General features: G+C 63.7%; 23 protein-coding genes and 1 tRNA gene. 10 read left to right on the top strand and 14 right to left on the bottom strand.

Annotated elements, in window-relative coordinates:
• The first annotated feature begins 8 nt into the window (after window positions 1–8).
• The 3 genes from EPL01_RS02035 to EPL01_RS02045 all read left to right on the top strand — a co-directional run bounded on the left by EPL01_RS02035 (window position 9) and on the right by EPL01_RS02045 (window position 3677).
• Window positions 9–587 (top strand): dolichol kinase, encoded by a 579-nt coding sequence (locus EPL01_RS02035; RefSeq protein ID WP_135823644.1) that lies wholly within the window; start codon window positions 9–11, stop codon window positions 585–587.
• A 165-nt stretch (window positions 588–752) separates the two neighbouring features.
• Window positions 753–3143 (top strand): DEAD/DEAH box helicase, encoded by a 2391-nt coding sequence (locus EPL01_RS02040; protein ID WP_135823587.1) that lies wholly within the window; start codon window positions 753–755, stop codon window positions 3141–3143.
• 228 nt (window positions 3144–3371) lie between these two features.
• Window positions 3372–3677, top strand: coding sequence for a hypothetical protein (locus EPL01_RS02045; RefSeq protein ID WP_135823588.1), 306 nt, complete (start codon window positions 3372–3374; stop codon window positions 3675–3677).
• Here the strand turns inward: EPL01_RS02045 and EPL01_RS02050 are convergent.
• Together EPL01_RS02050 and EPL01_RS02055 are read right to left on the bottom strand one after the other, a co-directional pair.
• Complete coding sequence (locus EPL01_RS02050; RefSeq protein WP_135823589.1) at window positions 3664–4056, bottom strand: universal stress protein; 393 nt, start codon at window positions 4054–4056, stop codon at window positions 3664–3666. The two genes, EPL01_RS02045 and EPL01_RS02050, sit on opposite strands and share 14 nt — an antisense overlap.
• Before the next feature lie 72 nt (window positions 4057–4128).
• A complete protein-coding gene (locus tag EPL01_RS02055; RefSeq protein ID WP_135823590.1) occupies window positions 4129–4929 on the bottom strand; it encodes an Sjogren's syndrome/scleroderma autoantigen 1 family protein in 801 nt (266 codons plus the stop codon).
• Between the two features lie 197 nt (window positions 4930–5126).
• Between EPL01_RS02055 and mdh the strand changes: the two genes are divergently transcribed.
• On the top strand, window positions 5127–6041 hold the full coding sequence (mdh, locus tag EPL01_RS02060) for a malate dehydrogenase (RefSeq protein ID WP_135823591.1): 915 nt from the start codon (window positions 5127–5129) through the stop codon (window positions 6039–6041).
• A 183-nt stretch (window positions 6042–6224) separates the two neighbouring features.
• Here mdh and EPL01_RS02065 read toward each other — a convergent pair whose 3' ends face one another.
• Complete coding sequence (locus EPL01_RS02065; protein ID WP_135823592.1) at window positions 6225–6884, bottom strand: metallophosphoesterase family protein; 660 nt, start codon at window positions 6882–6884, stop codon at window positions 6225–6227.
• Between the two features lie 93 nt (window positions 6885–6977).
• Window positions 6978–7559, bottom strand: a complete 582-nt coding sequence (locus EPL01_RS02070; RefSeq protein WP_135823593.1) for an IMP cyclohydrolase — start codon at window positions 7557–7559, stop codon at window positions 6978–6980.
• Window positions 7560–7722: 163 nt separating this feature from the next.
• Here EPL01_RS02070 and EPL01_RS02075 point away from each other — a divergent pair.
• Window positions 7723–7795: transfer RNA gene (locus EPL01_RS02075), tRNA-Gln, on the top strand.
• Window positions 7796–8452: 657 nt separating this feature from the next.
• Here the strand turns inward: EPL01_RS02075 and EPL01_RS02080 are convergent.
• A complete protein-coding gene (locus EPL01_RS02080; RefSeq protein ID WP_135823594.1) occupies window positions 8453–8830 on the bottom strand; it encodes a DUF5789 family protein in 378 nt (125 codons plus the stop codon).
• A 266-nt stretch (window positions 8831–9096) separates the two neighbouring features.
• On the opposite strand from EPL01_RS02080, the gene EPL01_RS21365 reads away from it, so the two are divergent.
• The gene (locus EPL01_RS21365; protein ID WP_168215781.1) at window positions 9097–9270 is read left to right on the top strand and encodes a hypothetical protein; all 174 of its coding nucleotides are present in this window, start codon (window positions 9097–9099) and stop codon (window positions 9268–9270) included.
• A 73-nt stretch (window positions 9271–9343) separates the two neighbouring features.
• Here the strand turns inward: EPL01_RS21365 and cgi121 are convergent, their stop codons facing one another.
• Window positions 9344–9859, bottom strand: coding sequence for a KEOPS complex subunit Cgi121 (gene cgi121, locus EPL01_RS02085; RefSeq protein WP_135823595.1), 516 nt, complete (start codon window positions 9857–9859; stop codon window positions 9344–9346).
• On the bottom strand, window positions 9856–12099 hold the full coding sequence (locus EPL01_RS02090) for an ATP-dependent DNA helicase (protein WP_135823596.1): 2244 nt from the start codon (window positions 12097–12099) through the stop codon (window positions 9856–9858). Before EPL01_RS02090 ends, cgi121 begins: the two co-directional genes overlap by 4 nt.
• Window positions 12100–12614: 515 nt before the next feature.
• Between EPL01_RS02090 and EPL01_RS02095 the strand changes: the two genes are divergently transcribed.
• Together EPL01_RS02095 and EPL01_RS02100 are read left to right on the top strand one after the other, a co-directional pair.
• On the top strand, window positions 12615–13367 hold the full coding sequence (locus tag EPL01_RS02095; protein ID WP_135823597.1) for a nucleoside phosphorylase: 753 nt from the start codon (window positions 12615–12617) through the stop codon (window positions 13365–13367).
• A gap of 86 nt (window positions 13368–13453) precedes the next feature.
• On the top strand, window positions 13454–13705 hold the full coding sequence (locus EPL01_RS02100; RefSeq protein ID WP_135823598.1) for a ferredoxin: 252 nt from the start codon (window positions 13454–13456) through the stop codon (window positions 13703–13705).
• 387 nt (window positions 13706–14092) lie between these two features.
• On the opposite strand, the gene EPL01_RS02105 is transcribed toward EPL01_RS02100, so the two are convergent.
• The 6 genes from EPL01_RS02105 to EPL01_RS02130 form a co-directional block, all read right to left on the bottom strand.
• Entirely contained in the window at window positions 14093–14878 is a 786-nt protein-coding gene (locus EPL01_RS02105; protein ID WP_135823599.1) for a DUF7089 family protein, read from the bottom strand.
• Complete coding sequence (locus EPL01_RS22710; RefSeq protein ID WP_449272268.1) at window positions 14878–14970, bottom strand: hypothetical protein; 93 nt, start codon at window positions 14968–14970, stop codon at window positions 14878–14880. The genes EPL01_RS02105 and EPL01_RS22710 overlap by 1 nt, the downstream gene beginning before the upstream one ends.
• A 95-nt stretch (window positions 14971–15065) precedes the next feature.
• Window positions 15066–16544, bottom strand: a complete 1479-nt coding sequence (locus EPL01_RS02110) for an MATE family efflux transporter (protein ID WP_135823600.1) — start codon at window positions 16542–16544, stop codon at window positions 15066–15068.
• 492 nt (window positions 16545–17036) lie between these two features.
• The gene (locus EPL01_RS02120; protein WP_135823602.1) at window positions 17037–17873 is read right to left on the bottom strand and encodes an OapC/ArvC family zinc-ribbon domain-containing protein; all 837 of its coding nucleotides are present in this window, start codon (window positions 17871–17873) and stop codon (window positions 17037–17039) included.
• Window positions 17873–18262, bottom strand: coding sequence for a DUF2073 domain-containing protein (locus EPL01_RS02125; protein ID WP_135823603.1), 390 nt, complete (start codon window positions 18260–18262; stop codon window positions 17873–17875). Before EPL01_RS02125 ends, EPL01_RS02120 begins: the two co-directional genes overlap by 1 nt.
• 4 nt (window positions 18263–18266) lie before the next feature.
• On the bottom strand, window positions 18267–18908 hold the full coding sequence (locus EPL01_RS02130; protein ID WP_135823604.1) for an Era-like GTP-binding protein: 642 nt from the start codon (window positions 18906–18908) through the stop codon (window positions 18267–18269).
• Between the two features lie 1717 nt (window positions 18909–20625).
• Here EPL01_RS02130 and EPL01_RS02135 point away from each other — a divergent pair.
• Window positions 20626–22116: a Cdc6/Cdc18 family protein gene (locus tag EPL01_RS02135; protein ID WP_135823605.1), complete on the top strand. Its 1491-nt coding sequence runs from the start codon at window positions 20626–20628 to the stop codon at window positions 22114–22116.
• Window positions 22117–22239: 123 nt separating this feature from the next.
• On the opposite strand, the gene EPL01_RS02140 is transcribed toward EPL01_RS02135, so the two are convergent.
• Window positions 22240–23076 (bottom strand): S24/S26 family peptidase, encoded by an 837-nt coding sequence (locus EPL01_RS02140; protein ID WP_135823606.1) that lies wholly within the window; start codon window positions 23074–23076, stop codon window positions 22240–22242.
• Window positions 23077–23311: 235 nt separating this feature from the next.
• Here EPL01_RS02140 and EPL01_RS02145 point away from each other — a divergent pair, with 235 nt between their 5' ends.
• Window positions 23312–24946, top strand: coding sequence for a DNA-directed DNA polymerase II small subunit (locus tag EPL01_RS02145; protein WP_210424038.1), 1635 nt, complete (start codon window positions 23312–23314; stop codon window positions 24944–24946).
• The last annotated feature ends 75 nt before the right edge of the window (window positions 24947–25021 follow it).

Consider the following 25021-nt stretch of genomic DNA (forward strand, 5'->3'; position numbering starts at 1 on the left):
CCGTGTCGCTGCACAGCGAGGTCAAGCGCCGACTCGTCCACGTCTCGGGGACGGGCTACCCGGCGCTGTACCTGCTGGGCCTCGTGAGCTACGACCAGTTACGACTCTTGCTCGTGGCGAGTTCGGTCGGCGCAATCGTGTTGGAGGTGGTTCGGCTGTTCGTCGGCCTCGACTGGCGAATCTTCGACGAACTCACCCGCGAGTACGAGCAGGACAACCTCGCGGGCTACGCCCTCTACATGTTCGGGATGACGGTGGCCGCGCTGGCGTTCTCCCCCCGAATCTCGATTCCCGCGATGCTGATGCTCACCATCGCCGACCCCATCAGCGGGTTGGCCGGGTCGGGCGAGTTGGGCGTGAAAGCGACCCACACGCTCCTGCTGACCTTCGGCGTCTGCCTCCTCATCACGAGTCTGTCGGGGCTTCCGCTCGTCGCCGCGGTCCTCGGCGCGCTGGCCGCCACGTTGGCCGACGGCATGAAGCCCATCATTGCAGGCTACGTCATCGACGACAACATCACGATTCCGGTCGTCTCGGCGGTCGTGATGTATCTGGCGTTGCAGTACCTGCCGACGGTGACGGTGTGAGAACCGGCGATAAGAGTTAGAAAGGACTAATTTGGTTTTCTTAAGAATTGTTTTTGATTCTTATACACTCACAAAGTTATCTTCGGTCGAGCGGTCGAGCGACGAGTTTCACTTTCACCCCGATAGCCGAACTCTTTAATCGGAAGCCGACCAACCTGTCCACGAATGGCGACCACCGGGGACCAGCAGTACGTGGACCACGAACTCCTCGTTCCGGAGTTCATCGAGCGGCGGATGTACCAGTTGCAACTCGCGGGGTCGGCGAAGGACCGCCACACGCTGGTCTGTCTGCCGACCGGACTGGGCAAGACCACGGTGAGTCTGCTGGTGACTGCCGAGCGGTTGGCCGACGCGGGCGGCAAGAGCCTGCTCCTCGCGCCGACGAAACCGCTCGTCCAGCAACACGCCGACTTCTACCGCGAAGCCCTCGATATTCCCGACGAGGAGATCGTCGTGTTCACGGGCGAGGTCTCGCCCGACGACCGCACGGAACTCTGGCAGAGCGCGTCGGTGGTCATCGCAACCCCGCAGGTCGTGGAGAACGACCTCGTGGGAAGCCGAATCGACCTGCGCGACGTGACGCACATCACCTTCGACGAGTGCCACCGCGCGACCGGCGACTACGCCTACAACTACATCGCCGAGCGGTACCATCAGGACGCCCAGAATCCCCTCGTGACGGGGATGAGCGCCTCGCCCGGCGGCGACGAGGAGGAAATCCTCGAAGTCTGCGAGAACCTCGGCATCGACAACGTCGAGGTCATGACCGAGGAGGACTCGGACGTGGAAGAGTACACCCACGACACCGACGTGGAGTGGGAGCGCGTCGAACTCCCCGACGACGTGCTGGAGATTCGGGACGCGCTGAACGAGGTCGTCGAGGACCGACTGGAGAAGTTGAAGGAACTCGGTATCACCAACAAGACCAGCGCGAATCTCTCGGAGACGGACCTCAAGAAGATGCGGGGGGAACTCCAGCAACTCATCGACAACGACCAGTCGGAGGGCTATCAGGGCATGTCCGCCCTCGCCGAAATCCGGAAGCTCCGGACCGCGGTCACCTACGTCGAGACCCAGAGCGTCGAGGCCCTCCGGCGGTACTTCGAGCGCCAGCGCAACGCCGCCAAGTCCTCGGGCGCGTCGAAGGCGAGCCAGCGGTTCGTCTCCGAACCCAAAGTGCAGAAGGCGATGCGCAGAGCCGAGTCCTACGACGGTCTCCACCCGAAATACTCCCGTGCCCGGATGCGAATCGCCGAGACCCTCGGCATCGAGAACGGCGAGCGCGTCATCGTCTTCACCGAGTCGCGGGACACCGCCGAGGCCCTGACCGAGTTCTTGGGCGAGCACTTCGACACCCAGCGGTTCGTCGGGCAGGGCGACAAGGAGGGAAGCGACGGGATGACCCAGAACCAACAGCAGGAGGTCTTAGACCGCTTCAAGTCCAACGAGTTCGAGGTGCTGGTCTCGACCTCGGTCGCCGAGGAGGGACTCGACGTGCCCGAGGTGGACCTCGTGCTGTTCTACGAACCCGTCCCGACCGCGATTCGGTCCATCCAGCGCAAGGGCCGGACCGGGCGACAGGCCAAGGGTCGGGTCTCGGTCCTGCTGGCGGAGGACACCCGAGACGAGGCGTACTTCTGGATTTCCAAGCGCCGCGAGGACGAGATGGAAGCGGAGATGCGGAAACTCAAGGGCGTCGCCGACGAGGTCGAGGAGGAACTGGACGACTCTCAGCGACAACTCGGCGACTTCGACACGGGGACGCCCGGCGAGGGCGACGACGGGCGGCGCGACGTGGAACCCGGACTACAGGAGTTCGACGCGGAAAACGAGAGTAGCGAGAGCAACGAGGAGGAAACGGGGGGCGACGAGGGCGTCGTCGCCACCGCCGAACCCGACGACGAGGCGGTCGAAATCGTGGCCGACCAGCGCGAACTCGACTCGACCATCGCGCGGGACCTCTCGACCCGCGAGGGAATCGAGACCCGCCTCGAGACCCTCTCGGTCGGCGACTACGTGCTGAGCGACCGCGTCGTGGTCGAGCGCAAGTCGGTCGGCGACTTCCTCGACACCCTGACCGGCGGCGACCGCTCGATGTTCGAGCAGTTGGGCGACGCGACCCGCCACTACGCCCGGCCGGTCGTGATTCTGGAGGGCGAGGGCCTCTACGAGGAGCGCAACGTCCACCCCAACGCGATTCGGGGCGCGCTCTCGTCGCTGGCGGTCGATTTCGGCGCGAGCGTCCTCCAGACCACCGGCGAGGACGACACCGCCGACCTGCTGGAGGTCATCGCAACCCGCGAACAGGAGGCCGACGACCGCGAGGTGTCGGTCCACGGCGAGAAGGCGAGCAAGACCTTAGCCGAACAGCAGGAGTACGTCGTCTCCTCGATCGCCGACATCGGTCCGGTGACCGCCCGCTCCCTGCTGGAGGAGTTCCGGACAGTAGAAGCAGTCATGACCGCCCGAGAGGACGACCTCTTGGAAGTTCAAGGAGTCGGTGAAGTCACCGCCGAGCGAATCCGCGAGGTTATCGGCAGCGAGTACGACCGGTAGCGACACCCATCTGAACCTAGTGGTACCACTCGGTCGTGAACAGATGTGAACGGTTCCCAAAATCCGCTGTTACCGGTCGGACGCTTCCGGAGACGCTCCGTTCTCCCGCATGCGAACTCCGGGTTATGGCGGCATAGGGCCGGATTAATCCGGCGTTTTCGGACAAAACTCGATAGAACGGCCGGGACGACTTAAGCCCCTAAGGCGTCTTGATTCGGTACCGAGTAAATGAGCTTCCAACAGCCTTCCAGCGACGACAGGGCACGCGCCGATTCGCTCTACGGTGAGTCGAGCCACGACACCCGCGGACCCAGCGACGAGCGGGTGCTGTACGGGGAGCCGTGCCACGAGACCGAGACGAGCTACGACGAGCAGACGCTCTACGGCGAACCCCAGCACGAGACCCGCGACGAACAGCGAGAGCTTCCGGACCTCGACCTGCTGTTCGCCCGGATGCGCGCCGAGTCCGCCGCCGGACCCGCCGTCCTGCCGCCCCGATCCGAGTCCTCAACCGCCGAGACTACGGAACTATAGTCACCGGCACCGACTCTTCTTTGACGACCGTGTGCGCCGCGCTCCCGAGAATCGCCCGCTCGACAGCGCTGTCGCCGTGGTGTCCCATGACGACGTGGTCGTAGCCGCGCTCGGAGACGAGTTCGAGGATGTCCTTGCCGACGCGCTCTGCCGGTCGAAACGCGAGGTTCACGTCGGTCGAGACCTCGGGTTCGTCGGCGACGCCCTCCTCTCGGAGTCGTTCCCGGGCGCGGTCGAGAATCTGGTCGGTCGCGTCGGTCTCGCTGTCCGAGAGGTGAACTACGTGGAGCGACCCCTCGAACCGACGCACGAACTCGATGGCGAAGTCGAGCGCGCGGAAACTGCACTCCGAGCCGTCGATAGGAACAAGAACGTCCATACGGACCAAACGCCCGACAGCGTGTTAACGGTTGGCCCGGTCGAGCGATTAACGGTTGGCTCGGTCGAGCGATTAACGGTTGGCTCGGTCGAGCGCGGCCAGCGCTTCGGCGGCCTCGCGGGTCGCCGCGAGGAGTTCGCGCGAGCGAGCCACGTCGTCGGTCTCCTCGGCGGTACGCGCGAGGTCAGTCAGCTTGCGGACGAGGGCCTCGCGGGCGGGACCGAGGTCACTGGAGTCGCCGACGTTCCGAGTGTCTTTGCCCGCATCGCGGCCACGTCGGTCGGACGAGACGTGGTTGTGGTCGTGGGTGTGGTCGTGGCGACGAGACCGACCCTGCTGGTCGGGGCGGACCTGCACGCGGCGACGCGAATCGTCCGCGGACGATTCGTGCCGGTCGTCGGTCTGTGAGGGCGGTCGGCGCACGCTCGACCGGTCGGCGTGCTTGTCGGCGACCCGAACGTCGTTGATTTCGACGCGGGGTTCGTCGTCGGTTTCGGACTCGGACGCGGCGTCGAGTGGAGTCTCGACCTCTCGGTCCGCTGGCTCGACAGACTGACCCTCCGCCTCGACAGACTGACCCTCCGCCTCGGCAGGTTGGCTCTGAGCTGCATCTGGCTGGCTCTGGGCTTCGCCAGACTGGCCTTGGGCTTGCTCGCGGGCCTCGTGCTGGCACGTCGGACAGAACTCTTGGCCGTCGTAGCGGAAGATGGGGTCACCGCAGTTGTCGCAGTGCTTGCCCGTCATGGTCGCGCCCTGCAAGAGGAGTTCGCTCATCCGGCGGGTGTTCTCGCGGTCCTCCTCGTCGTCGCCGTACTTCTCTCGCAGTTTCTCGCGCTCGGCCTCCTTGTCGAAACCCGAATCGTCGCTGCTCATACCCGACGAAAGGGGTTCGCCGCCGAAAAAACTCCTGTCTGACCGGCCTTCAGCGAGGGAAGGTGAGGAGGGAAGGACGACAGACCGTCGGATGTACGTCGATAGTCGAACAGCGAAACGTCGTCTGACGACTCCACGCGACGTTTTTCGGCGGTTCCGAAGCGCTTAACCGAGTAGCGGGCGGCGTTTTAGGTGTCATGACGAAAATCAGCGTGGTCGGCGCGGCAGGCACCGTCGGGGCCGCGGCGGCGTACAACATCGCGCTTCGGGACATCGCGGACGAACTGGTACTCGTGGACATTCCGGACAAGGAAGAGGACACCGTCGGGCAGGCCGCCGACGTGAACCACGGCGCGGCCTACGACTCGAACACCACGGTCCGACAGGGTGGCTACGAGGCGACCGAGGGTTCGGACGTGGTCGTCATCACGGCCGGGATTCCGCGCCAGCCCGGGCAGACCCGAATCGACCTCGCGGGCGACAACGCGCCCATCATGGAGGATATCGGCTCGTCCATCGCCGAGTACAACGAGGACTTCGTGACCATCACGACCTCGAACCCGGTGGACCTGCTGAACCGCCACCTCTACGAGACCGGTGACCGCGCTCGGGAGAAGGTCATCGGCTTCGGCGGCCGACTCGACTCTGCGCGGTTCCGCTACGTCCTGAGCCAGCGCTTCGACGAACCGGTCCAGAACGTCGAGGCGACGATTCTCGGCGAACACGGCGACGCGCAGGTGCCGGTCTTCTCGAAGGTCCGCGCCAACGGCAAGGACCCCGAGTTCAGCGACGACGAGAAAGAGGAGATCCTCGAAGAACTCCAGACCAGCGCGATGAACGTCATCGAGAAGAAGGGCGCGACCGAGTGGGGTCCCGCCACGGGCGTCGGCCACATGGTCGAGGCGGTCGTCCGCGACACGGGCGAGGTCCTGCCCGGGTCCATCAAGCTCGAAGGCGAGTACGGTCACGACGACGTGGCGCTCGGCGTCCCCGTCAAACTCGGCGAGGGCGGCGTTCAGGAAGTCGTCGAGTGGGACCTGACCGAGTTCGAGCGCGAGCAGCTCGGCGAGGCCGCCGACAAGCTCTCCGAGCAGTACGACGAAATCGCATAACGCGATTTCGACCGCAGGAATCGGTCTTTTTCTTTGGCGACGAGTCGCACACTAGTGGTCGTCCAGATAGTGGTCGTCCAGATAGTGGTCGTCCAGAAGTAGCGGCCCGGACCGAGCAGACGAGAGGATTAAATATGCGTGTTTAGAAAACCCAGATACTGCTTAAAGACAGAATATTATCTGTTATCGACCCTGCTCGAGCCGACTGCCGATGCGACTCGGGAGTCCGGCTTCTGCGACCGCCTCCTGCACCGCGTCGATGTCGTACTCCACGCGGCGCTCTTCGACCGAGTGGTCGTCCAAGTCGAGGAGGGCGTAGGCCGCGCGCGGGTCTTCGTCGCGGGGTTGACCGACGCTCCCGGGGTTCATGACGACGCCCTCGTCGTAGACCTCGTGGTGCTGGACGTGAGTGTGGCCCATCACGAGGACGTCCTCGTCGCCCAGCAGCGCGGGCGAGAACTCCTCGGGCATGGTGTAGTGGTCGGGGTCGTCGGGGTGGCCGTGGACGATTTTGACTCGACCGTCGAACTCCCGGCGGGCGTTCGGCAACTCCGCGAGCCAACCGCGTTGCTCGTCGGAGAGGCGTTCGCTGGCGTGGTCGACGCCCGCCTTCGCCATCGCGTTGAATCGGAAGTTCGTCCCCTCGGCGACCGCCCGGTCGTGGTTGCCCATGACGGTCGGAACCGCTCGCTCGCGGACCATCTCGACGCACTCGGCGGGCCACGGGTTGTACCCGACCACGTCGCCCGCGCAGACCAGCGCGTCCACGTCCGGCATGTCTCCGAGGACGGCCTCGAACGCGACCCGATTCGAGTGGATGTCAGAGCAAACGCCGATTCGCATGGGCGACAGTTGGGACGCCCGCGACTTAATTCCGGTTCCCCGATTCGACAATTCGGCCGGAACCGGCCGGAGTCGGGGGAAACCGGCGCAGAATCAGTTTCCGTTCTCGATTGCGAACTCGAAGCCAGCGTCGGTGCGGGCGACCCCCGCGGCGCAGACCGCGTGTTCGAAGTCGAGGTCGTAGGCGGCGCTGGCGGCCTCCTCGGCGGTTTCCGCGTCGAACTCGAACGCCTCGGGGCTGTCCGTCTCGTAGGTCGCCACGAGGGTCGGTTCCGTGACCTCGCGGACCAGCAGGGCGTCCTTGCGCACGGTGCCGATGTAGGACGCATCTTCACCGAGGACGCCCGCGATTCGGGGCGTGTCGTAGTCGTCCTTCTCGTAGTCGAGCGCCAGCAGGCTCTCGGCGAGGGCGTCCCGCGCGGGGTAACCGAGTTCGAGTTTCTCGGTGATGGGGTCGACGTGCGACCCGTTGCCGACGACCGCGGCGCTTCCGTCCCCAGTCGTCCGGACGGCGTTGTACGAGATGTATGGGTTGTCCGTCTCCGGTGCCTCCTCGGTCGGCGCGACAGTCAGCGCGGAGTCGCGCTCGACGATTTTGCGGTTCGGGAACGACCGCGACGAGACGCGATACGCCGCGATTTCCGGTCCGACGACGACGAAACGTCCGACGTACATACACGAACGTGCGGACTTGATGGGCAAGTAGGTGTTGATTTATGCACGAGCGTCGAACCGAGCGGCCATCGACGCGACTTCGAATCCGGTGAGTGCGAACGGTTAGCACTCGCGGTCCAACGCGCAACGCTTACATTCCCCCGGCGAGTACCGAGAAGTGCAGAGTCCCATGGGGTAGTGGCCAATCCTGAAGCCTTCTGGGGGCTTCGACCCAGGTTCGAATCCTGGTGGGACTACTCCTCGATTTTCACGTCGTCTCGCTTCGAGAGATACTTCGCTATCGTGTACTGAGCGGCCAGCGGTCGTCCGATTCTCGGGCGTCGTCACCTACCTGAAAAGGGCATATAAAAGAAATACGTGGTGATGTGTCTTCGCGCGGTAGTCAGTCCTCAGAGTCGCAGGCCGGAACGTCGTAATCGGTAGCGCCGCATTCGGGGCACTCCTCTCGGACCGGTCGAATCTCCTCCTCGGTCTTCCTACCGATACGTAGTTCTCCGCACGCAACGCATTCCAACTGATAGACCACCACACAGAGTCGGAAACACCCACTTGACTAAAGCCCCCATTACTGTTGTAACTGTTTCATTGTCGTCAGCGATTCTCCCGCGAAGAAAATTCGAGTGATAATGCTACAGACCGTGTTATCGTCGAATCCCGCCGCGATAGCGACTGTCCCGTCGTCCTCGCCGCGCTAGTCGTCTCCCCCTCCGACGCGGACAGATACCGCAATGATTAAAATACCGGATTTCGAACGCCGAGTAGCGTCGTCGGTGGAAACGGGACCTTTTATATCTCTTCGTTAATCCCGGTTCCGTCTTGCCATTTAACCCCTTCGTTTCAACTGGAACTCCGCCGGGCGCGAGCCGCGGGTCGCTTCGCCGAGAATCTACCGATCAATCCGAGTTCACGTCCGACTCGTCGTCGGTCGCGCGCTCGTCTAACTCGCCGACGTCGCGCTGGTCGTTGTACTCCTCGGGACCACCGGCTTCGCCGCTTATCTCGCCGTAGACCGCTTCCCGGGCCTCGTCGGCGGACTCGAATCGCTCGTCCACGAGGCGGTCGAAGACGCTCCCGAGGGTCTCGGTCTCGTTCTGGAGGTCGAGTGGCTGGTCGCCGTACTCGGTGGCTAGCTCCTCGCTGGTCGCGGGGTACTTGTGTTCGCCGAGCATCTTCCCGGCCTCGCCCAGCATGTCCTCGACGCGCTCGGTTCGCTCGCGCTGTCGTTCGCTGGCGTGTCGCTGTTCGCGCTCGGGGTCTGGCTCTTCGCTCATGTCTCTGGGTAGGGTCGTGACGTCCGTAATCCTGCTGGCTGGTTCGGATAGTTTTCCTCTCTTGCTCGGCAGGGGAAAGCCTATTAATTACCAGACGGTAGGACTCATTGGACAAGGCGTGGCATCGCTGTGTCACCGCACACAACTGATGCTTTTTCTGGAATAGCTCGTGAGAAACATCTCTCTGAGAGACGAGGGCGGACCGGAATAAAGCCCCAGACCGATTTAGTCTAAATAGTCACTTTCTTATCTACGACTGTGTTCTGATGAACGTCACCGCCTCTGGCGGTAACATTACGATGACCACGCCTTGTCCAGCCGTGGTCTTAGTCGAGGCGACGACAGCCCTACAGACGACGAAAGCCGTCGTCGAGTTGGTAACAGCGCTAATCGGGCTCTACATCGCGTATCGACGGACGACCCGCACGGAGTCACAGTAGGCTAGCCCTGCTCCCTGACTCCTCGGGAAAGTCGCGGCTGGGACGACGAAACGTCGGCCACTCCACTTTTGGATTACTTCTCTACGTCCAGCAGAGCCACGCGCTCCCGAACGAGGTCCGCCAGAGTCGCGTCGGTCGCGGTCAGTTCGGCCTCGCTCACGTCGAAGAAGTCCATCACGGCCTCGCGGTCGATGCGGTCGGCCGTGAGCGGGTCGGCAGAGGAGGGCGCGAGGAGGTCCCGAACTTCCCGCGCGGCGGCCTCCTCGGCATCGTCGTCGCCCTCGGGGCTGTGGACCACGAACACCACGTCCGACTCGCCCTCGCTGACGCCCATTCGGAGCGCGCGGTTGATTTGGCGGCGGCCCGCGGCGTAGAGCAGGATTTCGACGGCGCGCTCCCGGGCGACGTTCTCGCCGCGGTCGAACGCCCGGTCGGCGCGCTCGACGGCGGTTCGGAGGTGGGCCTCGCCGAGGACGTAGTCGGCGTCGAACGCCTGAATCGCGCAGTCGAACTCGGTTTCGAGGTCGCCGATGTTGTCGAGGAACGCGTCGAGGTCCGTCACGTCGGCGCGTCCGGCGGCGAGTTTCATTCGAAATCACCGAGGCTCTGCTGGCCGGTGCCGTCGTCGGCGCTGGCGTCGGCCGTGGCGGTCTCACCGTCGGCCTCGACGCCTTCGAGGCTCGGGTCCTTGCGGCCGACGTTTTCGAGGATAGTCTCGGCGGTCTTCCGGCGGCCGCGGACCGCGCCGAGGACGACCGACTTGTCGGCCTCGCGGAGGTCCGCTCGGGACTCGATTCCGGCCTCGTAGAGTCGCCGAGCGCGCTTGCGGCCGACGTTGCGAACCCCGGCGAGGTCCAGTAGCTCCTCGCGGACACCGTACTCGACGCGCTTTTTGGCCTCGCGGATGGCCGGTCCCCACTCCAAGTCGAGTTCTCCGGCGAGGCGCTCGGCCGCGTTGAGGAGCCACTCGGCGGTTTCGACCTTGCCGCGGATGTCGCCCGGCCCGACGCCGTAGCGTTCGGCGATTTCGTCCTCGTCGAGTTCCGAGGTCCAGTCTTCGAGCAGGCGGGCGGTTTTGAGGGCCGAGAGCCAGTCCTCGAAGGCGTGGTCCTCGAACTCCGAGGGCATCGACCCGAGGAACTCGGTTTCGCGCTCGTAGGCGAGTTCGGTGTACTCCTCGCGGTCGCCAGAGCGCAGGTAGAGTTCGTACATGTCTGGGGTGCGGGCGACGAGGTGGTAGAGGCCGAGCGCGGTCGGGCGGTCGTCGGCGTCCCGCAAGCCGTCGATGATTTCGGCGGCGCTCATCGGGTCGACGTAGAGTTGCGAGACGCGGTGGCCGAGACCGGTGGCGCGCAGGTTGCCGTCGTCGCGTTCGAGGAACTCGTTGCGTTCGAGGTATTCGAGGACGTTCTGGGTCACGGTCTCCAGTCGGCCGGTCTCGTCGGTCTGGGTCGCGTACAGGGTGCGTTCGAGGAAGGAGACCAGTTCGTCCTCGCTGTCGGCGAATCCGGAGGCCACGGTGGCGAGGATGTGGGTCCGCAAGGCGGGTTCGGCCGCGAGTTTGGAGCGAACCGGTTCGGGGTCGGCCCAGACGTAGCGGTCGAACAGTTCGTCCAATTCGTCGTGGCTGTTGGCGAGGAGGACCGCCTCGCCGTAGGGGTCGAGCCCGGGTCGGCCCGCGCGGCCGAACATCTGGTGGACCTCCAGCACGTCGAGGGGTTGCATGCCGCCGACGTCGCCGTCGTAGCGCCGCCAGTCGCGGACGATGACCCGGCGGGAGGGCGTGTTGACCCCCGCCGCGAGCGTCGGCGTGGCGGAGATGACCTTGACGAGTCGGTCGCGGAAGGCGTCTTCCACGAGTTCGCGGCTGGTGCTGGAGAGGCCAGCGTGGTGGAAGGCCGACCCCTTCTCGACGGCGTCGGCGAGGTCGTCGCTGGTCTGGGTGTCGCTGGCGTCGCGGATGTCTTGGGCGATTTCCCGGAGTTGGTCGCGCTCGTCTCCGGTCAGGTAGTCGCGGGTCACGTCGCCGAGGCGTCTGGCGGCGGCCTCGGCGTTGCGCCGGGAGTTGACGAACACCAGCGAGGAGCCGTCGTCGGTGAGGGTGTCCTCGACCAGCGAGGCGGTGGGCTTCTCGTTGCCCCGCGAAATCTGCTTCTTCGAGCCGTCGTCTAGATGGAGTGCTTGGCCGTAGAGGACGCCCTTTTGGAGGTCGATGGGTCGCCACGTCGAGTCCACGAGGGTCGCGTCGAGCCAATCTGCGATTTCGTCGGCGTTGCCGACCGTCGCCGAGAGCGCGACCGTCTGGAGGTTCTCGTTCAGCTTGCGGAGCTTGGCGAGGGTGACTTCGAGGGTGGGACCGCGGTTCTTCGAGTCCACGAGGTGGACCTCGTCGGCGACCACGCAGGTCAGGTCGTCCACCCACTGGGCACCGTTGCGGACCAGCGAGTCCACCTTCTCGCTGGTGGCGACGATGATGTCCTTCTGGGCCAGCCAGTCGCCGTCGCTGTCGTAGTTGCCGGTCGAGACGCCCACGTCGATGCCGTACTGTTCGAACTCCTCGAACTCGGCCCTTTTCTCGCTGGCCAGCGCCCGGAGCGGGACGATGTAGAGGGCCTTGCCGCCGCGGGCGATGCTGGTGAGCATCGCCAGTTGGGCGATGAGCGTCTTCCCGCTGGCGGTCGGGACGCTGGCGACCACGGACTCGCCCTCGGCGACTCCGGCCTCGACGGCCTCGCCTTGGGGCGGGTACAGCTCCTCGATGCCCTGCTCGCGGAAGTGTTCGGGCACGCCGTCGGGGAGGTCGGGGATGTCGGCGATTTCGACGGTCACGCCGACCACACCCCCGATTGTGAGACGAAAGTAGCCATTACTCCGTCTTTGGCGCGTCCTCTGGTTTAAACTGTCGGGTCGGGCGGGTCGCGTCCGCGGGTGGGTTCGGGTGGAAGTCGGGAGTTCGCGCTGAGACGACGGAACAGACCATACAATTTCTAAGGATAAATTTTTGTGTCTTTAACAGATATAGAGGTTGCTTAGAGATGGCCGACCGGCCGACTCGGCGCGCGCTGGCGCGACCTCGTGTCGCGCCATCGTCGCGCGAGGGACGAGTAGCGCAGGTCGGAGTGAAACGGAGACCGAGCAACGCAGGAGGTTGGGGAGGACGAGGCGCGGTTGCGGTGACTCAGAGGAGTCGGCGATAGCTAGCTCCCCACCACTTCCCGCTCTTTTCCGCACAGACTCTACAAATCCTCTCGACACTGAATCATTCCGAAAACCGACAGTCGAAACCCCGACAACAAGAACCACACCACGAGAAAACTTTTGCCACCCACTGAGCACCTCCGAGTATGACAATCCCCAACTTCGGCGACAAGTACGACGCCGACGCGCTCCTCTCGCCCGAGGAGGCCGTCGCCGAGCAGGGTGACGGACTCCCCGACGTGCCGCCAGCGGTCGTCCTCGGCATTCAGGACTCGCTCTACGAGGAGGCCACGGCGCGCGCGGACGAATCGATAAACGTAGTCCGAGGCCAGACGGTCCACAGAATCAGCGACGAGGTCGGATTCATCGGCGACTTCGGCATGGGCGCACCCGTGGCGGCGACCGTCACCGAGAACCTGATTGCGGCCGGGGCCGAAGTCGTCTGCCTCCTCGGCGGGGGCGCTTGCTTGCAGGAGTCCATCCCGCCGAACGACGCTATCCTGCCGACCACCGCGATTCGGGACGAAGGCGTCTCCTACCACTATCTCCCGCCCGACGAGGAGGTCCGCACGACGCCCGAACTGGTCGATGCGCTGGACTCCTCGCTGACCGAGGCCGGAGTCGAGACCCACCGCGGTCCGACGTGGACCACGAGCGCGATGTACCGCGAGACGATTCCGGAAATCGAACAGTACAGAGACGAAGGCGTCGTCTCGCTCTGCATGGAGACCGCCGCGATACTGGCGGTCGCGGAGTACCGAGGCGCGGACGCCGCCGTCGTCCACGAAATCGGCGACCACCTGCTCGCGGACGGATGGGAGTCGGGCGTCGAGCGCGAGGAGAACTTCGCGGAGTTCCTCGGCCCGACCGTCGAGGCGCTCGAAGCGTACGTCGCCTGAGAGTCCGTATCTCAGAGTCCGTGTCTCGAAAGTCCGTCGCCCGAAACTCCGCCATTGCTTTGGGGTCGCTCGCCCAACCCCGAACCATGCGAATCGAGTTCGACCGCGACACCTGTACCGGGATGTTCCAGTGTACCGCCGAGTGGGAGGCCTTCGAGGAGAACCGCGACGACGGGAAGGCCGACCTTCTCGACGCCGAGCCGAAAGAGGGCGACGACGCCGACGTCTTCGTCCGCGAAATCCCGGCAGACGCCGAGTTCGACGCGAAGATGGCCGCGCGGGTCTGCCCGGTGGACGCCATCCGAGTCTACGACGACGACGGCGAGCGGATTGTCTGAACAGTCTCGACTCGCGGAAGTTGCCGGTCTCGGATAGCGATTTCTGCCGAGGTAGAGAGTGTCAGAATCTCCAGACGAAACGAAGGGGTTGCTGGCGAGGATGCGTCTGGGAGCGAGTTAGAGAACCTGCGTCAGCGACCGCGCAAAAGTAGCGGCGAACGTGGTCCGCACCTCATTCGGTCGTCACTTCGTCGACGCCGTCTTCCTCCTCGTCGGCGTCGGGATAGAGTTGTTCTTCCCACCCGGACGTATCGGCGCGATTGTTGGAGTACTCGGTCATCTACCCACCGCGTGTCGATTCGATACGAAGGGCTAAAATCGTTTTGTAGGCCGCCAAATATGTGCTAGAGGTTCTCACAGAGTGTTTTAGTGGCCTCCCCTTTTCGCTCACTCGAAGGTCTTCTCGGCCCACTTGACCGCGTAGGCCGGGCCGTGGTCTCGGTAGGCCTCGGTGTCGAGCGCCGCGAACGGCGCGGGGAGTTCGAGGCCGTGTTTCACCGCGGCGCACGCGAACTCGGCGGCGTCGGCGAAGTCGGTCTCCTCGCGGGCCATCGAGGAGGGGAGTCCTTCAAGTCGAGGTTCGATGCGCTCGCCAGCGTCCTGCCACGCCGCGAAGAGGCGGGGGTAGTCCGCACCCTCCGACTCGCCATCCCACGACGCGAACACCTCGCGCGTGTGGAGTCCGAGGTAGGCGTCGTACAGCGCGGCCGCGATTTGATAGACGCTTCCGGCGTCGAAGGGAAGCGCGGCGTCGAGTTCGACGTACGCCTCCTCGAAGAATCCGAGGAAGTGTTCGGGGAGGTCCGTCCCGATTTCCACGAGCGCCTCCGCAATCAGGAAGTCCACGAACTCGTCGGGCGACCCCTGCACGCGGGGCTTGACGAACGCGACCGGAGGCTCCGTCTGGCGGGTCCACGCCACGCTCCCGTCGCCGGGCATCCCGACCGTGAAGTCGGTCGAGGCGAACCGCCGGAGGAGTTCGGGCGCGTCGTCGGGAAGCCACTCCTCGGGGTAGGTGATGGGGTCCAGCGACTCGACGAGCAGGCCGAGGTCCTCGGCGCGCTCGGGTGCCAGCGTCTCGAAGTCCGACCCCGAATCGAGGACGATTGCCTCTGGCGCGTGGCTCTCGCGGACCGCCTCGACCTCCTCGGACAGCGAGCGTTCCTCGAACATCAGGCGGCGAGCCAGAGGTTGAAGAGGAGTGCGACTGCGAGAGTTCCCACGATGCCGACCGTTCCGACCACGATTTTGGTTGCCTTGCTCATGGTGGTGGCTTCGGGCGCGAATGTTTAAAATTGGCAGGTTTAATCCGCGCCGGTCCCGGCCCCAGTATCAGTCCGCGCCGGTCCCGGCCCCAGTATCAGTCCGCGCCGGTCCCGGCCCCGATGTCGGACTCGCGGGCGATGCGCTTCCACTCGCCGGTCCAGAACCGGAAGGTGTTGACGACGGCGCGGAGGTACATGTCACCGAGAATCGAGACGTAAATCGCCAGCAGGCCCCACCCGAGGCCCGGCGCGAAGGTCCAGCCACCGAGGCTGAACAGGGCGACGCCGGGCGCGACCGCGAGGAGCGCCACCGGGAGCTTGAAGAAGTAGGTCCCGGCGAACGTTCCGTAGAGGGGCCAGCGCGTGTCGCCCGCTCCTCGGAGCCCTCCTCGCATCGTCCGCGAGACGCTGAACGCCGCGACCCCGAGGCCGAACACCCGGATGAACTCGACCGTCAGGTCCACGTGCTGGGTGCCAAAGGCGGTCGCCAGCGGCCGGGCCGCCGCGAACAGCACCACCGCGATGAACAGTTGCGTGACCAGCGCGATGCGGAGGGTCTGCCACCCGTACTGGGTCGCCTCGTCGTCCTCGCCCGCGCCGATAGACTGGCCGACCAGCGTCGAGGAGGCCGTCGAGTAACCCCACGCTGGCATCAGCGCCAGCAACATGATGCGCCGACCGATGGCGTAGGCCGCGACGACCGGCGTGCCGAGCGTGGTGAGGACCAGCAGGAAGGGGAATCGCCCGAGGGTTCGAGAGAGTCGGGTTCCCGCCAGCGGCGCACCCACCCGGACGATTTCGCCCGCAATCGACCAGTCCCACTGCTTGCCCCCGAGTGGGAGTCGGACCGTGTACCGACCGGAGAGGAGCGCGGCCGTGAACAGCGTCGCCGCGAGGACGTTGGCGATGAAGGTCCCCCACGCCGCGCCCGCGACGCCCAACTCGGGGAAGGGGCCGAACCCGAAGATGAGGACAGCGTTCAGAAAGATGTTGGTCGGGAGCGTGAGCAGGCGGACGTACATCGGGGTCCGGGTGTCGCCGACCCCGGCCAGCGCGCGGGCCGCGATCATGCTCCAGAACCGGAAGGAGACCGAGAGCATGATGATTTTGAGGTAGACCGCCCCGAGTTCGATGGTCCGGGGGTCGTCGGTCAGCACGTCTATCATCGGGGCCGCGTAGACCCACGTCGCGGCCGTGATGGGCACCGCGAGCAAGAGTGCGAGCCAGAGCGACTGCTTGATGGCGAAGTTGGCCTTCTCGCGCTCGTCGGCCCCCTCGAATCTGGAGACGACGCTAATCGTCCCGCTGGTCAGCGCCAGCGAGAGTCCGAAGGGAATGAAGAAGTACTGGAAACCGAGTTCGAGCGCGGCCACCGCCTCGTCGCCGAGCGCCCGCCCGACCATGAAGAAGTCCGCGGCCCGGAGCAGGGTCCGCATCCCGCCGGTCACCATCACGGGGACCGCGAGGTCGAACGCCTCCTCGCCCTTCTCGCGGTCGAGGAGGCCCAGTCGGGCCAGCGCCGCCGGAAAGAGGAACGCGACGCGTCTGGCTCGGCGCTTGGCGTCGTCGAACATCGGATATTGTTCTTTGCGAGTCGCCCTTTGACATCCTCCCCGCCCTGAAGGGCGAGGATTCCCACGGCACCGCACCGCTGGATTGGGATGGTTACGGTTTGTAGCCGCCACGTTGGACAGCTACTGGCTGTACCAATCAGCCGTTACTCCTATCCCGGCATGGGATTCAGAGATACTTTCGCTTACCACACCCTGATTCCTGAGACAGAAGAGGGTGTCTTCTGCGTGGAATCGGGGAATCCCGATATTGTCCGATTAGGAGAGGCGGGCAGGCCGCCTCGGTTGAATAGTATTATGGTTACTGATTACTTAAAACATCCGTTCGGCACGTCGAGTGTGGTTTGTGGATGACTTGTCGGATTCATCCCCGTCCTGAACGACCGGGCTTTCTCCTTGCACTTCCGTAAACAGTTTTGCCAAGGCGCGACGGCTTGCTGGTACTCGACTGCTATCGACTCGGCGCACTCGAACTCGGCTACAAAATACCGAAAATCAGCGGTTGCTCGCGTCCCACGCGTCGGGGACCTCGATGACGTACTTGCCGTCTTCCTGCAGCGAGATGATGTACTCCTCGCGCTCGTACAGTTCCATCAGGTTGAGTTCGTACTGGCCGGGTTCCACGATGCGGATGCTCTCGAACTGGCTGTTTAGCTCCTCGCGGAGTTCCTTCAGTCCCGGACTCTCGTCGTCGGGCGCGCTGACGACCTCGCCATTCTGGGGTGCGGCGGCCTCCGAGTCAGCAGCGTCCGCGACGTTTTGGGGCGGTTCGTCGGGAAGTTCCGATTCGGTCACCACGTCCCGGCGGGCGCTGGCCTGCGCGGAATCCTCCGCGCTCGGGTCGGAAGGACCTGTTGCGCTCGGGGCGGAAGGGTCTGTTCGGGCCGAAGCGTCCTTTCGCTGAGCCGGGGTGTCCTTTCGGGTCGAACCACTCGCAGGGTCGTCCGTGGCGTCGTCTCGCGGAGTGTTGTCTCGCTTGCCGACCCAGTCTCGGACCGTCGCGGCCGCTCGGTTGACGGCGCTGTTCCGGTCGTTGCTGGCGCTGTTTCGGTCGTCGCTCCCTGTTTCGGGTGCGGACGCGCTGTTTCCGACGGTATCGGTCCCAGCAGTTCGCGCACTCTCGGCTGTTCGCGCGTTCTCGGGCGTCTTCTTCGGTGCGGTCGCGGCGGACGTGGCCCCTCCACCCGCGCCGTTCTTGGCGCTACCGCCAGCGTTCGCGCCACCGGACGGCTGGAACTGGAACTTGTTCCCGCCGCAGTCCGGACAGCCCGAGAGCATCTCTTTCGAGCCGTCTTCGAACGTCCGCCCGCAGGTGGTACACTGGTGGGGCATTATTTGCGTGAGACGAGCGCGCTGATGAGGTTCTCGTCTTTGTGGAGCGTCTCGATTTGGTTCGCCGGGCCGATGACCGTGAGCTTCCGGGTCGATTCTTTGCCCATCAACCGGTCGAGGAAGCTCTGATCCGCGGTTTCGGACCGGGGGTAAGTCTCGATTTCGATGCCGTTGAACTCGTCGGGGCTAATTTCGGTCATCGTCACTTCGATGAGCCTGCTCTCCTCGTCGGGCGAGAGCCCGGTTTCGAGGATGACGATGTTGCCGTCTCGAACCCCGTCGAGAATCATCCGAATCTTCTCCATCGACGCCATCTCCGACATCCGGTCGGCACCGATGAGGTCGATTTGCACGCCGTCGTCGGGGTCGTTTCCAGTCACTTCTGGCATGGTATCACCCGAAGTACTCCGCGATTTTGTCGTACACTTCGTCCATGTTGTCGCCTTCGAGCGCCGAGAGCGGAATCGTCTCGTGCTGAGGGAAGGCGTTTCGGATGCGCTGGACGCTCGAATCTTCGAGGTCAGTCTTGTTGGCGAGGATGAGGACCGGGAGGTCCTGACTCTCGATGATACCAATGAGCATGGTATTGACCTGCGTGAAGGGGTCGGTCGTGCTGTCCAGCACGTAGATGACGCCCTCGACGTCCTCCCGGAGCCAGTGCATCGCCTCCGCGACGCCTTCGGTGGCCTCGCGGGAGCGACGCACGGCGTCCTCTTTCTCCATGTCGTGGTCGAGGAACTCCTCGTAATCGACTTTGGTCGTCACGCCCGGCGTGTCCACGATGTCGATGGACACCGTGTTGCCGTTGCGTTCGATTTCTACGTTCTCCTTGCGTCGAGCCCGGCGGGTTTCGTGTGGAATGTGACTCTCGGGGCCGACCGCGTCGCCGGTCCAATCACGGGCGATGCGGTTGGCGAGGGTCGTCTTTCCGGCATTCGGCGGGCCGTAAATTCCGATACGCTTGGGCTCCTGTGCGGAGAAGAGCTTGTCCGTAACGCGGGCAATGCTGTCTTTCAGGTCGGTAAACAATCCCATCCTTTCCTCCCAGACCCCACTATCGGCGAGCGAAAACCGTCACGGGGGCTGTTGCGCGAACAACTATATCCCACCCACTTAAACCTACGTCAGACACCCCTCGGAAAAAATGACCAATTTCGGACATTGAAACTAATGTCTCGGGGTTTTGGACCTCCTAATCGCGGGTATTTGGAGACGTCTCAGGACTGAAGCCCACGTCAGCGACGGAGGAGAAGCAGAACCCGGTGCCTTTCAGGTGGAACCGGGAGGTAGGGAAGGGAAGTCTGTGGCGAGATTTCAGAAGCGGAGAAGAATCTCCAGTTGAAACAGAGGGGTTGTGGGAGCGAGAAACAACCGAGGTGAGCGAGGCGACGCGGACGAACCGGCGAAGGAGACGGGAGATGCGATTCGAGCCAAAGAATCGAGTAGAGATGAGGGAGTAGTAGAAATGAGAGAAAGCAGGAATGAGAAAGTTCCAGGTCAGTATCAGAAAATCCCGAGTCAAGTCTGAAGTGGCTCGACCGAGAGGTGACTCGGGCAAGACACGGCTCGGAGAAAGAGACGTGACTCGGGAAGACGTCGAGGGCAAAAGTCGCATAGCTGAAGTCAAAGTCGAGACGAAGAGGAGACGAAGGGAAGTCGAGTTTGAAGGGAGGCCGAACTCGAAGAGAAGTCAGAAGTTCCGACGGGAACGTAGACTCGGAAAATCGAGGCTTGGAAAACACGGGTCCGACTGAGAGTCGAGAGAAATTCGGACCACCCCCACCCCTTCGTTTCAGGTGGAACTGTCGGAAGACGGGGAGGGGTGTTCGCGGCGGCGTTGTTCCAACCGAAACACGCCCGAAAATAACAGATAATTCTGGTTTACAGATATTGTTTTTCTTCTGCCCTACTAAAGGTTCCGGTATTTAGGACCACCCCTCCCCACCCCGCCCTTCGTCCGCTCCACTCGAAACGAAGGGGTGGGGGAGGTGCCTTGCCATATGACCCCATCGGCCACTGTGAACCACCAAGTCTTCTGTCCGCTATCGGGGAACGCTTCACCGGGAAAGACCGATGGCGTTTCACCGCGAGCCTCACTGTGGCTTCACCGTGGGAATTTTATCTAAGTAGGAATTTTAGGTGGGTCCAAGTAGGAATTTGTGTGAGTCTAAGTAGGATCTTTTGACTGAATAGAAGCTTTTACCTACACGACAACGTTCCATCCGAAATAGACGGGTTTTCGAATCCGGCCCCGACATCTCGTTTCCCGGTCGTGGTTTCGGTTGGCGAGCGTCACCGTGGCTCTCGGGCGCCACCTCGGCTGGCGGTCGTCGCAGAGACTACTGAGCGCTGTCCTCTCGTCTCCCACCACTCGACACCCCTGTTTCGCCCGCCAGCCCTGCTTCGCTCGACACCCTGTTTCGCTCGAAACAGAGGGCACCACCAAGGCTCGGAGAAGACCGTCACCCGCTCCGAAACTCCTCGTTTCCCGCCGGTAGCGCCGTCTTCACCGACGGACTTCGGCGATTAATTCGCGCTCTCAGGCCTCTTCGCGGTTGATTTTCCGGTTTTATTCGAGTGAACAGAGAGAAGAAAGAGTTTAATACCCTGCTGGACCTTTGGTTCTCCTGCATCAAGTGGACGCGCTCGCAACTTCTCGGCCTTCATATCCCGGCGCTGGCGGTCGATTTCGCCGAAATTGGCCCGCGCGTTGCGCGTCTTCCACCTGAAACGGAGGGGTCGGCACGAACGCATGTCTGACGAAAACACTCAACCGACGGACGACGGGGTCGATGTCAGTCCCGACCGAAGCTTCGACAACGTCGACCTGGACGACGTTGTCTTCGAGGAGGAGGACGACGACCAGGGGCTGTTCGACGACCTGCTGTCCGGCGAACCGATATTCGAGAACAAGGAGGTCCTGCGGCCGTCGTACACGCCCCACGAGCTTCCCCACCGGAAGGACCAGATCAACAACATGGCGACGATTCTCGTCGCCGCTCTCCGGGGCGAGACGCCGTCGAACATCCTCATCTACGGCAAGACCGGGACTGGCAAGACGGCCAGCGCGAAGTTCGTCAGCAAGGAACTCGAAAGCACCTCGCAGAAGTACGACGTACCCTGCAACGTCGAGTACATCAACTGCGAGGTCACCGACACGCAGTACCGAGTGCTGGCGCAACTCGCCAACAAGTTCATCGAGAACAACCAGGAGTTCGTAGACAATCGGGTCGAAGAACTCGAAATTCTCCGCGAGGAGGCCGCCGCCGACCCCGGCCGTCTCCTCGACACCGAGTTCGAGTCGCTGGACGCCATCGACGCGCGCGTGAAAGAACTAGAAGACGACCGCGAGGAGATGGAGTCGGTGCCCATGACCGGGTGGCCGACCGACCGCGTCTACAACACGTTCTTCGAGGCCGTCGATTACGAGGAGCGCGTGGTCGTCATCATGCTGGACGAAATCGACAAACTGGTCGAGAAGTCGGGCGACGACACCCTCTACAACCTCTCGCGGATGAACTCCGAGTTGGAGAACTCGCGGGTCTCCATCATCGGCATCAGCAACGACTTGAAGTTCACCGACTTCCTCGACCCGCGCGTCAAGTCCTCGCTGGGCGAGGAGGAAATCGTCTTCCCGCCCTACGACGCCAACCAGTTGCGGGACATCCTCCAGCACCGCGCGGAAGTCGCGTTCAAGGCCGACGCGCTCAGCGACGACGTGATTCCGCTCTGCGCCGCGTTCGCCGCGCAGGAACACGGCGACGCCCGGCGCGCGCTGGACCTCCTCCGGACCGCGGGCGAACTCGCCGAGCGCGACCAAGCCGAGGGAGTCAACGAGACCCACGTCCGGAAGGCACAGGAGAAAATCGAGTTGGACCGCGTGGTCGAGGTGGTCCGGACTCTGCCCACTCAGTCGAAACTCGTCCTGTTCTCTATCATCTCGCTGGAGAAGAACGGCGTCCACAACATCAACACCGGCGAGGTCTACAACATCTACAAGCGCCTCTGCGAGGAGATAGACGCGGACGTCCTCACTCAGCGCAGAGTCACCGACCTCATCAGCGAACTCGACATGCTCGGCATCGTCAACGCGGTGGTCGTCAGCAAGGGTCGGTACGGCCGGACCAAGGAAATCAGCCTCTCGGTGCCCATCGACGAGACCGAGGCGGTGCTGATGTCCGACTCCCGACTCGGCGACATCGAGAACGTCCAACCGTTCGTGCAGGCCCGGTTCGACAACTGAGTTTTTGGAATTTCGCTCGCGCTCGCTTCCGCTCCTCGACAACTCGCCCGCTTCTGAAAGTTGTTTCACACGAAACCAGGGGGTTGCTCGCTCGGTCGACTTCTCGAAAAGCGTCGGTCGGCGCTACGCAGTCGAAACAGCGGCCACGCCGGGAGCGACGAGCGGTGTGGTCGAGAGTGAAGTCGTCGAGACCGAGGTCGGAGCGACGTACGCCGCGCCCGAGAACTGGAGGCGGACCCACCCGAGCCACGGGATGCGGACCTCGGCGGTGCCGCGGACCCAACTGGGCTTCACGGGGTCGCTGAGCGCGCTACCGCCCCACGCCGCTTGGTCGTAGAAGCTGTTGGCGTCGCCCTTGGTAATGAATCCGGCGTTCGGGGCGGGGCAGTTGGTCAACTGCTGGCAGTTCTCGGCGTCGATGTACCGCTTGTCGGCCTCGTCGTACCAGTTCTCGCCCTCCTCGACCCAGAAGCGGGCGCGATGGATGATGGGCGTCTCGTAGTCCCTCCCGTCCGGTTTGTAGATTATCACGTCTCCGTAGCTGTTGAAGCTCTTGTATCCGGACTGCTGGCCCGCCTTGTACGTCACGATGCCAGTTCCCGCTTGGGCGGCGTCGGGCACGAGGCGGCCCTCGTCCATGATGAACACGAGGTCGCCCTTCTGCATCTGGGGTTCCATGCTCCCGCTCTCGATGGCGACCATCGGGGGCCAGACGCCGCTGACTGCGAAGAGGAGAAGACCGATGGCCAGCACGATTCCGGCGCTACTCAACATCTCGCGGACGAACACGACCACCTCGTTGTCGCTCCGACGGAACCGACGGACGAGCGCGAGCGGACCTGACCCCTGCTCGCGTTCGCCCCCGTCGGTCGCCGCGCCGCCGGACCGCAGGTCCGACGAGGTACGCGAACTGTCAGGGTCGTCCTCGTCGGACGATGGACCGTCTCGGGAAGAACTCATCGGACTCACCTTGCCCTTCTGAGGTTGTCAATTTTCCGGGTGCGCGTCGTGAGCGACTCGGAATCTGATCCGAATCCGATTCGGTGCGGGAACAAACAATTAGACGTGTCTAAGAAATAAGAATATTGCTTTGCTCGGGTTCGACCGCCTCCCGACGGATGTTCGGGGTGTCGCGGCGTACCGCACCCTACCGCGCTCCGCTATCCTTTTGACGAACCCCCGAAATTGGATGAACGTGCCGCTGGAGACGCCCGCTCGTATCGTCAGCGAACTCACCAGTCGCGGCTACAACGCCGACCGCGAGGCCGTGACCCTGCTGGCGGGGGCCGACGACCCGAATGCCGCGCTCGACGCGGTGGTCGAGCGCGCGCCCGACGAGGCGCTGAAACTCTCGGCCGACCACGTCGAGCGAATCCTCGAAGAGTCCGCCGACGGAAACGGTAACACCCCAGTTTCGACTGGACATGATTCCGGAAACAACTCGGGTGAAGAGTCGGGTTCTCCAGGTGAAACAAAGGGGGTTGGAAGTGGGGAGAGCGAGGCAGACGACCGAGCGAACGAGGTCGGAGGCGACGATTCGGACCCCGGCGACGGCCTCATCGACGTGTCCCGGCCCGAGGAGTCGGTTCGGGACCCGAACCTCGACGCGCGCTCGCTCGAAATCGAGGGCGACATCACGGGCGAGAGTACCGGGACCGGCGAGTACGAGGACTTCGTCTCGGTGTTCCGCGACCGGTTCAAGCGCCTCAGCAAGCAGTTGCGCTCGCGGGTCAACGCCCGGCCGACCTCGGCGGTCCAGTCGATGCCCGGCGGGGGCGAAACCGCCATCGTCGGGATGGTCAGCGACATCCGCTCGACCGCCAGCGGACACTGGCTAATCGAGTTAGAGGACACCAGCGGAACCTACCCCTGTCTCGTCATGAAGGACAGGGACTTCGCCGACGCGGTGGACGAACTCCTTCACGACGAGGTCATCGCGGTCGAGGGGACCCTCTCGGACGACAACGACGACGGGGACGGCATCCTGTTCGTGGACTCGCTGTACTTCCCCGACGTGCCCCGGACCTACAAACCCTCGACCGCCGACCGCCACGTCCAGGCCGCGCTCATCAGCGACGTCCACGTCGGCAGTCAGGAGTTCATGGCCGACGCGTGGTCGCGGTTCGCCGACTGGCTCCACACCGAGGAGGCCGAACACGTCGAGTACCTCCTCGTCGCTGGCGACATGGTCGAGGGCGTCGGCGTCTACCCCGACCAAGACGAGGAGTTGGACATCATCGACATCTACGAGCAGTACGAGCAGTTCTCGGAGTACCTCAAGGAGGTGCCCGGCGACATGGAGATTCTGATGATTCCGGGCAACCACGACGCGGTCCGCCTCGCCGAACCCCAACCCGGATTCGATGAGGAGCTACGGGACATCATGTCGGTCCACGACGCTCGCATCTCGGGCAACCCCTCGACGGTGACGGTCGAGGGCGTGGACATCCTGATGTACCACGGCGTCTCGCTGGACGAGGTCATCGCGGAACTCCCCGACGAGAAGGCCAACTACGACGAACCCCATAAGGCGATGTACCAGCTACTGAAGAAGCGCCACGTCGCGCCCCAGTTCGGCGGCAAGACTCGCCTCGCGCCCGAGGAGAAAGACTACCTCGTGATGGACACCGTGCCCGACGTGTTCCACACCGGCCACGTCCACAAGCTCGGATGGGGCAAGTATCACAACGTGCTGGCGGTCAACTCCGGATGCTGGCAGGAACAGACTGCCTTCCAAAAGTCGGTGAACATCGACCCTGACGCCGGGTTCGCGCCGATTCTGGACCTCGACACGCTCGATATGACCGTCCGGCAGTTCAGTCGAAACTGAGCGACCGATTCCGAAGACGCTTTCCACCCGAAACAGAGGGGTCCGCCTTCATCCGGGGGATTGATACACTGTCCA

Source organism: Halorussus ruber, assembly GCF_004765785.1.
In the GTDB taxonomy this organism is placed as follows: Archaea; Halobacteriota; Halobacteria; order Halobacteriales; family Haladaptataceae; genus Halorussus; species Halorussus ruber.